The organism is Streptomyces sp. NPDC002324 (assembly GCF_053593335.1).
In genome coordinates this window covers 1-8,249 of the sequence record NZ_JBSFCF010000081.1, presented here as the reverse complement: position 1 = coordinate 8,249, position 8,249 = coordinate 1, and the positions used below count along the sequence as shown (strand labels likewise).

The 8,249-nt window shown below is 75.3% G+C and carries 6 protein-coding genes; 3 read left to right on the top strand and 3 right to left on the bottom strand.

What is annotated here, in order from left to right:
* The first annotated feature begins 352 nt into the window (after positions 1–352).
* From ACWCRJ_RS44240 to ACWCRJ_RS44230, 3 genes are all read left to right on the top strand, one after another.
* Positions 353–1,672 (top strand): alpha/beta hydrolase, encoded by a 1,320-nt coding sequence (locus ACWCRJ_RS44240; protein ID WP_450944644.1) that lies wholly within the window; start codon positions 353–355, stop codon positions 1,670–1,672.
* A 497-nt stretch (positions 1,673–2,169) separates the two neighbouring features.
* Complete coding sequence (locus tag ACWCRJ_RS44235) at positions 2,170–2,424, top strand: hypothetical protein (RefSeq protein WP_450944643.1); 255 nt, start codon at positions 2,170–2,172, stop codon at positions 2,422–2,424.
* 3 nt (positions 2,425–2,427) lie between these two features.
* Positions 2,428–3,456 carry an alpha/beta fold hydrolase gene (locus ACWCRJ_RS44230; protein WP_450944642.1) on the top strand — a complete coding sequence of 343 codons (1,029 nt, stop codon included), beginning with the start codon at positions 2,428–2,430 and terminating at the stop codon, positions 3,454–3,456.
* Between the two features lie 90 nt (positions 3,457–3,546).
* Here the strand turns inward: ACWCRJ_RS44230 and ACWCRJ_RS44225 are convergent, their stop codons facing one another.
* The 3 genes from ACWCRJ_RS44225 to fdxA all read right to left on the bottom strand — a co-directional run bounded on the left by ACWCRJ_RS44225 (position 3,547) and on the right by fdxA (position 7,994).
* Positions 3,547–6,291: a BTAD domain-containing putative transcriptional regulator gene (locus ACWCRJ_RS44225; protein ID WP_450944641.1), complete on the bottom strand. Its 2,745-nt coding sequence runs from the start codon at positions 6,289–6,291 to the stop codon at positions 3,547–3,549.
* A gap of 75 nt (positions 6,292–6,366) precedes the next feature.
* On the bottom strand, positions 6,367–7,392 hold the full coding sequence (locus ACWCRJ_RS44220) for an AfsA-related hotdog domain-containing protein (RefSeq protein ID WP_450944640.1): 1,026 nt from the start codon (positions 7,390–7,392) through the stop codon (positions 6,367–6,369).
* A gap of 290 nt (positions 7,393–7,682) precedes the next feature.
* Entirely contained in the window at positions 7,683–7,994 is a 312-nt protein-coding gene (gene fdxA, locus ACWCRJ_RS44215) for a ferredoxin (protein WP_005478968.1), read from the bottom strand.
* Positions 7,995–8,249 lie beyond the last annotated feature (255 nt).

Sequence of the window (8,249 nt, the reverse complement as noted above, 5' to 3'; positions counted from 1 at the left end):
AGAGGAGTCTCTTCGCACCAGCGCGCCGCCGCGTGCCGTCGTGCGGGTGCGGGTGCGGGTGCGGGTGCGGATGCGGGTGCCGCTGTGTGCCGCCGGCACGGTCGACGGCACCTCCCGCGCGGCGCTTAGCGAGGCGCAACCCGTGCGCCAGCCCGGCTTAAGGGACGGCGGCCAGCATCGTCTCCGGGCGGGCCGCCCAGCCGGGGGACGTCCCCCGCTCCCGGCCGGGGGCCCGCCCGCCGTACGACCGGACAGCCCCGCCCGCCGCCGGTACGACCAGGAAGGCCACCGAGCCCTCCGGCCGCATCCCCCGGGCATCGGCCCCGCACCCCGGAGGAGACGGAGAACAGCGATGGACCATCTCGGAGAACTCAAGGAGTTCGCCCGGCTGCACGCCCGCGGTCAGGGCATCGGTGACCGGCAGGTGGCCGCCGTACTGCCGCGGATCACCAACGACGAGCCGGGGCATCCCGCGTCCTGGGCCCGGGTGTGGACGGGCGAGGCCGACCGGCTGGCCGTCGCCGGCCGCCCGCTCGACGCCTGCCGGCACTACGCGCTCGCCCGTTTCCCGTACCACGGCGACGACGTCCGCCGCCGGGCCCAGGACAACTGCGTACGGACCTTCGACGACTGGCGTCGCCGACGGGGCGTCGAACGCGTGGTCCTCGACCACCCGGACGGCACGGTCGCCTGCTGGGCGAGCGGGCTCGACGCGCGTCGCCGGCGGCCGCTGCTCGTGGTCATGGGCGGCATCGTCAGCGTCAAGGAGCAGTGGGCGCCCCTGCTGCCCCGCCTCGCCCGGCTCGGGTACGCGGCGGTGGTCACCGAGATGCCCGGCGTCGGGGAGAACACCCTGCGCTATGACGCGGACTCCTGGCGGCTGCTGCCGTTCCTGATGGACCGGCTGGCCGGCCGTGCCGCGGTGACCCGCACCTCGGTCCTCGGCCTCAGCTTCAGCGGCCACCTGGCGCTGCGCGCGGCGGCCGCGGACCCGCGCATCCGTTCCGTCCACACCGTGGGCGCCCCCGTGGCCGGGTTCTTCGCAGATCCCGCCTGGTGGCCCGAGGTGCCGGGGATCACCGTCGCCACGCTGCGCCGGCTCACCGGCGCGGCCTCCGACGACGAACTGCGGTCGCTGCTCGCGGACTTCCCGCTCGGCCCCGACGTCCTCGGCGCGGTCGGCATCCCGGTCGGGTACGTGGCCAGCGCCCGCGACGAGATCATCCCTCCCACGGAACGGCGACTGCTCGCCGCCGCGCTGCCCCGCGTGCGCTTCAAGGAGTTCGACGACGTGCACGGCTCCCCGGCACACCTGGGGGCCATGCGCAAGTGGCTGATCGCCTCCCTGCTACGGGCCCGCCTCACGAACAGGTCCGCCCTCCGCCACGCCGCCCCCACGACGAGCGCCGGGAGACCGCCCGCGGCGACCGGCACCGGTGCGGCTGGTCTGTCCGTCGGGGCCGGAACCGGCGCCTCCGCCCGGACGGGCACCGGTGCCACGGGGCCGTCGGCCGGGGTCGGCGCCGGTGTGGCCGGTCCGTCCCGCACCGCCGCGCCCGGCCCGTCCGTCGTGACCGGGACCGGGACCGGCCGGACGATCCCGGCCGGTCCCGGGGCGGGCGGCTTCGCCGACGCCGTGCCCCGCCAGCCACGGCCGACCCCCGCCGAGTGACCGTCCGGTGTCGGTCTGTCGGCTGCCGTCGGGTGCTAGCCCCGCGTTGGTCTGTCGGCTGCCGCCGGGGGCGTGTCCCGCGTTGGTCTGTCGGCTGCCGCCGGGTGCGCTTCCCGCGTTGGTCTGTCGGCTGCCGCCGGGGGCGTGTCCCGCGTTGGTCTGTCGGCTGCCGCCGGGTGGGAGTCCCGCGCCTGTCCGTCGGCTCCCGCCGGGTGCGCTTCCCGCATCCGTCCGTCGGCTCCCGCCGAGCGACCGTCCCGCGCATGCCCGCCGGCTCCCGCCGGGTGCGCGTCCCGCGTCGTGCATACCGGCTCCCGCCGGGGGCGCGTCCCGCGTTCGTCCGCCGGCCGCGGTCGGGTGAGGGTCTCGTGCGGTTTCGCCGGTTCCCGGCGAGCGCGAGTACCCGCCCGGCCGCCGGCACCCCCGACCGCACGCCGCCCGGCCGAGCGGCAGCGATCCCGCGTTCTTCCTCGCACACCTATCCAGAGGTGGCTGTCATGTCCTCCGTGCACACCCTCCGCGCTCCCTCCTCGCAGGCCCAGGTGTTCGCTCCGTGGCGGACGCGTACACCCGGGCAGGCGCAGCCGTGGCGGTCCCTGATGTCGCTCGGGCTCGATCCCGAACCCGATCCCCAACCCGACCCCGAGAGCGTCCCCGGCGCCCAGCTGCCCGGCGCACCGGGCGTCGTCGAGTCCGCACCCGTCCCGCGCCGCGCCGTCCGTGACCGTCACCCGATTCCGCAGGAGGCCTGAACCATGGCCGACGCCCCCTTCACCGCCCGCTCGGCCTTCCGGCCCAGCCACCAGCCGGGGCGGCCCGGACCCCGTGCGGTGGGCCGCAACGAGGTCCGCGTCCGCACCCGCCATCTGCACGGCTACCGCTTCGCCTACCGGATGGCCGGCAAGGGCGAGTCCGCCGTGGTGCTCATCCACGGCATCGGCGACTCCTCCGCGACCTGGGCCGACATCATCCCGGGCCTGGCCGCCCGCCACCGGGTCGTCGCCCCCGACCTGCTCGGCCACGGGGCGTCGGCCAAACCCCGCGGCGACTACTCACCCGGGGCGTACGCCAACGGACTGCGGGACCTGCTCAGCGCCCTCGGCATCGAGCGGGCCACCCTCGTCGGTCACTCGCTCGGCGGCGCGGTGGCCGCCCAGTTCGCCTACCAGTTCCCGGAGCGCACCGAGCGCCTGGTCCTGGTCGGCAGCGGAGGCATCGGCCGCCAGGTCTCCCCGCTGCTGCGGGCCGCCACCCTGCCCGGCGCCGAGCTGCTGCTCTCCGCACTCCAACTTCCCACGGTCCGCTGGCAGTTGCAGACGCTTGTCAAGATCATGAAGACGCTGGACACCGGCCTGGGCGTCGACGCGCCGGATCTGCTGAGGGTCGTCGACGCCCTGCCGGACGCGAGTTCGCGCAGCGCCTTCGTACGGACCCTGCGGGCCGTCGTCGACTGGCGGGGGCAGGTCGGCACCCTGCTCGACCGGTGCTATCTGACCCAGGGCATGCCCACCATGCTGCTGTGGGGCGGCCGGGACATGGTCGTCCCGGCCCTCCACGCCGGCCTCGGCCACGTCTCCATGCCCGGCAGCCGGCTGGAGATCTTCGAGGAGGCGGGACACTTCCCGTTCCACTCCGACCCGGAACGCTTCCTCGGCGTGCTCCACGACTTCATCCGCCGTACCGAGCCCGCCCGGTTCAGCGCCGAGGAGTGGCGGCAGCTGCTGCGCACCCGCCGCGCCCGTCACCGCGGCGCCCACCCCCTCCAGGGGCGGGCCACCGGGTGACGGCGGGCCGCGCGGTGACCGGAGATGTGCACCGCGCGGCCCGCGCACACCGCCGGCCGCCCGGGAGTCCGGGAGCCGGCGGACGGGACGTCAGGCGGCCCCCGCCGGGGTCGGGGCCGAGCCGGCCGTTCCGATGAGCCACATCCCCGGGCGGACCTCGACCGCGTGCGCGAGCGGGGACGGGCGGCGGGATGAGTCCGGTGCCAGGCGGGCCGCGGTGCGGCGGACGTACTCCGTCCAGCGGCGGTCGCCGAGCCGTTCCGCGGCCCGCCGGCACTGCTCCAGATGCCGCATGGCCACCTCCGGGCGGCCCCGCCGCAGGTTCACCAGGGCCAGCCCGTTCAGCGCGGCCACCTCGCCCCGCAGATCACCTTCCGCCGAGCACATCGCGAGCGCCCGCCCGTACCGCCGTGCGGCGGGTTCCGGCAGACCCTGGCCGAGCAGGACGTCGGCCGCGCCGATCCGGCAGCGGGCGACCCCGGTCCGGTCGCGGACCAGCTCGAACGCGTGCTGGGCGGCGGTGTGGTGGCGCAGCGCCCGGTCGGCCTGGCGGCGCTGCCAGGCGAGGTCGCCCAGCGAGTACTGCACCACCGCCTCCGCCTCGATGCTCCCGGCCCGCCGCGCGGCGTCCAGCGCGAGCCGGTGGGTCTCCTCCCACTCCTCCCACGCGGCGCGGGCGTGGAAGTATCCGGCGGCGCTCCCCGCGAGCTGCCACACCAGGGACCACAGCCCCGCCGCGTGCGTCTGCCGTACGGTCTCCACCAGGCCGGTGGCCTCCTCGCGGAACCATCCCAGGGGGCTCGCGCCGACGATCGCGGCGGCGTCGGACCCGGGAACCGCGTCGACGGGGTGGGACCGCCAGTCCCGACCCGGGGTGAGCCGCCCGTCCGCGTGGCGGGCCAGCGCGGCGCAGGCCCGGCCCAGCCGCTCGACGGTGTCCCGCCGCGTCCGGGCGGCGTCCGGTTCCGCCTCCCGCAGTTCGGTGGCCAGCACCCGCAGCAGCGAGTGGAAGCCGTAGCGGACCGACTGCCCGTCGGTCCGGGCCTCCAGCAGCTGGGCCCGTACGAGCTCCTCGGCCGTCTCCTCCGCCTCCGCCGGCCCGGTGCCGAGCAGGGCCGCGACGGTCCACCCCGTGAAGTCGGCGGCCGGAGCCAGCGACAGCAGACGGAAGGCGCGCCGCAACGCGGGCCCGGCCTCCTGGTACCCCGTCAGCAGGCTGGAGCGCAGATCGAGATCGCCCTCGCGCAGCACGCCGAGGCGGGTCCGCTCGTCGCGCAGCCGGCCCGCCAGCGCGGCGGGCGTGGTGTGCGGCCGGGCCGTCAGGGCCGCCGCGGCCACGCGCAGCGCCAGCGGGAAGTACGCGCAGAGCCGGGCGATCTCGGCGGCCGCCACCGGGTCCTGCGCCATCCGCTCGCCACCGGCGGCGAGCAGGAGTTCCACCGCCTCCTCCGGCCGTACGGCGTCCAGCCCCAGATGCTCCGCGCCGTCGAGGGCGGCGGCCCGGCGGCGGCCGGTGAGGATCACCGTGCCCTCCGCGAAGGCCCGCAACAGCGGTCGTATCTGCTGTTCCGAGGCGGCGTCGTCCAGGATCAGCAGCATCCGGCGTCCCCCCAGAGCCCGCCGCAGCCGGTCCGTCAGTTCCTCGGGGTCGGTGAGCGGGGCGTCGGAGACGTCGTCGGTGAGGCGGCGCAGCAGGGCCGCTCCCGCCTGCGAGGCGCTCAGCGGACGACCCTGCGGTCCGCGCAACCCGATCAGCAGCCCGCCGTCCGGGAACAGGTCCGCCGTCCGGTGGGCGAGCTGCAGGGCCAGCGCGGTCTTGCCGACGCCGGCCGGCCCGGAGACGGCCAGGACCCGCGCCGGGGGCCTGCCGACACTCCCGCGCAACGCCCGTTCCCCGTACCCGAGTTCCTCGTGCCGGCCGACGAACCCGGGCGGTGCGGAGGGCAGCGCCGGAGGCGGACCGGGCAGCGGGCGTGGTCCGCCGGCCGGTGCCGCCCCACGCCGGGGTGCCCCCGGGGGCACCGGGGCGCCGGCCTCGCGGCCCGTGTCGTCGCGGCCCGAGTCCCGCGCGCCGCGGGGCGGCTGCCAGTCCAGGGAGGGGTCCCGGCGCAGAACGCGTTCGTGCAGCCGGGACAGGCCCGGGCCCGGTTCGACGCCGAGTTCCTCCACGAGGGAGTGGCGCAGCCGCCCGTACACCCTCAGCGCGTCGGATCCGCGGCCCGTCCGGTACAGCGCCACCATCAGATGTCCGTGCAGGCTCTCCCGCAGCGGGTACTCGTTGGCCAGGGCCAGCAGTTCCCCGGCGAGTTCCTGGTGGCGGCCCAGCCGCAGGTCGGCGACGATCCGCTGTTCCAGGACCTCCATCCGCAGCTCGTCCAGCCGGATGGCGGCGGACTCCAGCCGCACCCCGTGCGGGATCCCCGAAAGGGCCGGGCCGGTCCACAGGGCGAGCGCCTCGCGCAGCAGCCGGGAGGCGCCGCCGAAGTCCCCGTCCTGGTACGCCGTACGGCCCTGGGCCCGCAGCTGTTCGAAGCAGGGCAGGTCGAACTCCCGCTCGGGCACCGCCAGGAGGTAGCCGGGAGCCCGGGTCAGCAGCTCCCCGGCGGGCGCCGGACTCCCGCCGTCGGCGAGCACCTTGCGCAACTGGGACACGTACACCTGGAGGGTGGTGGTCGCGGTGCGCGGTGGCTCCGTCCCCCACAGTTCGTCGATCAGGCTGTGCACCGGGACCACTTCACCGGCCTGCACGAGCAGGGTGGCCAGCAGGGCGCGCGGTTTGGCCGCGGAGGGAGTGCGGGGCGACAGACTCACCGGCCCCAGAACCCGGAAACGCATCGGAGAGCTCCTTGATCAGGAAATCGTGTGGGATGGGAGGGGAGAGCGTCGGCCGGTTCGGGCGGCGGCGTGCTGTCAGCAGTCCTGCAGCAGGACGGCCGAGGCGGTGCACAGGACACGGCTGCCCTGGCTGAAGGCGAGCCGGGACCGCACGGTGGGCCGGCCCGCCTCGTCGCGAACCGGCTCGTCCGCGACGACCGTGCAGGTCAGCGGAAGGTCGGCATCCCCGAAACCGCGGAACGACGCCCGCCACCGGGTCAGCATGGCGTGGGCGGGACGCAGCCCGTGCAGTTCCTCGGCGGCGAGCAGCGAGGCCTGCCGGGAAGCCTCCAGGAACACCGGACCGGGGACGTGGTCGCCGGGTACGGCAGCGAAGATCTCGTGACCGGGATCGCCGGCCACGGGCAGGACGAACTCCCCGTAGGGCGCCCGCAGCGGCGGTCCCACGACGACATTGCGCGGGTCCTGGCGGCCGACCGACCCGGGCGACACGGCGGCCGGCTCCTCCTGGGAGGCCGCTGTCATCGAGGCCAGCGGGCGCACCACCGGGGCGGTGCTCCGCAGACTCTCCTGGCGCCCCACCTCACGGTGCGACCGGTACACCCCGGGCATCAGGAACTGGAGCCGCGCGGAAGCGCTCCCACACCCGACACCGTCGATGGCCACGTCACCGCGGCAGTCGAGGCCGCGCGGAACGCCGTCGACCACGTCCACGGGGACCAGCGTGATGTCCAGGGTCAGATGGGCCGGGCCGCCGGTGGGACGCCACGGGGCGAGGTCGAGGACGTCGAGCCCGCTGGAGACGAAGACCGCGGGGCGCTCGGCGGGGACCCGGAAGTACTGGTGGGCGACGAAGTGCGTCGCCTCGCGCAGTGTCTCGGCGACGAAGAGCAGATCGTGGAAGGTGCCCGGCCCGTCGTTGAACGTCCCGTGTCCGGTGGGCAGTTCGGCGGAGAGCGCGAAGTGCTGCTCCACCGGAGCGGTGGCGTCCAGCAGGAAGCCCTCCGGTGTGACGGGTCTGTGCAGCAGATGGAGCGGTGCGGCGAGACCTCTAAAGTCCGGAGCGGACGCGGCGGGCTGGGAGGTGAAGGTGATGTCCATTGCAGCTCCTTCTGGGATGGCCCGGGGTGCGCGCGGCGCGGGGCACGGCCGACGAGGCCGGCGCGCACAACGCCACAGGGCGGTGGCGAAAAGATTCCGCCACCGCCTCCACGGTGTCCTGGATCACTGGTATCGGCCTGTACCTGGCCTGGAACCGGGCTGTATCACGGCGTGATCGGGCCATCCAGGGGCCGAACACCGGGCACTGCGGGCCTGCGTGAGGCCTGTGCGGCGCTTGCATGAGGCCTGCATGAGGCCTGCATGAGGCCTGCGCGAGGCCCGCGCGAGGTCTACGCGGCCCGCGCGGAGACCAGGGGGTGGTCGGCGGCGAGCGGCCCCGCCGCGCTGGCTCCGCCGGGTGATCCGAGGTCGGCGAAGACCTCCGCGTCCACCGAGCGGTAGCCGCTCCACTCGGCCGGCACGTCGTCCTCGAAGAAGATCGCCTCCACCGGGCAGACGGGTTCACAGGCACCGCAGTCGACGCATTCGTCGGGCTGGATGTAGAGCTTCCTCGGCCCCTCGTAGATGCAGTCGACCGGGCATTCGTCGATGCATGCCCGGTCCTTGACGTCGACACAGGGCTGAGCGATCACGTACGTCATGCGGTCCCTCCCCGGGATGGTGCGGTGAAACGGTTGTGGTCGGACGGTTGTGGTCGGGTGGCTGTGGTCGGGTGGTTGCGGTCAATGGGCCGCGGTGGAGGTGGCGGGCCGGGCGGAACGCCCGACGGTCCAGGTGTCCTTGCCGGCCAGGAGTGCCGGGAGGTCGCCTTTGCCGTAGTGGTCGATGGCGGTGTCGAGTTGGTCGGCCATCTGGGTGTCGTAGACGGGGCGTTGGACGGAGCGCAGGATGCCGAT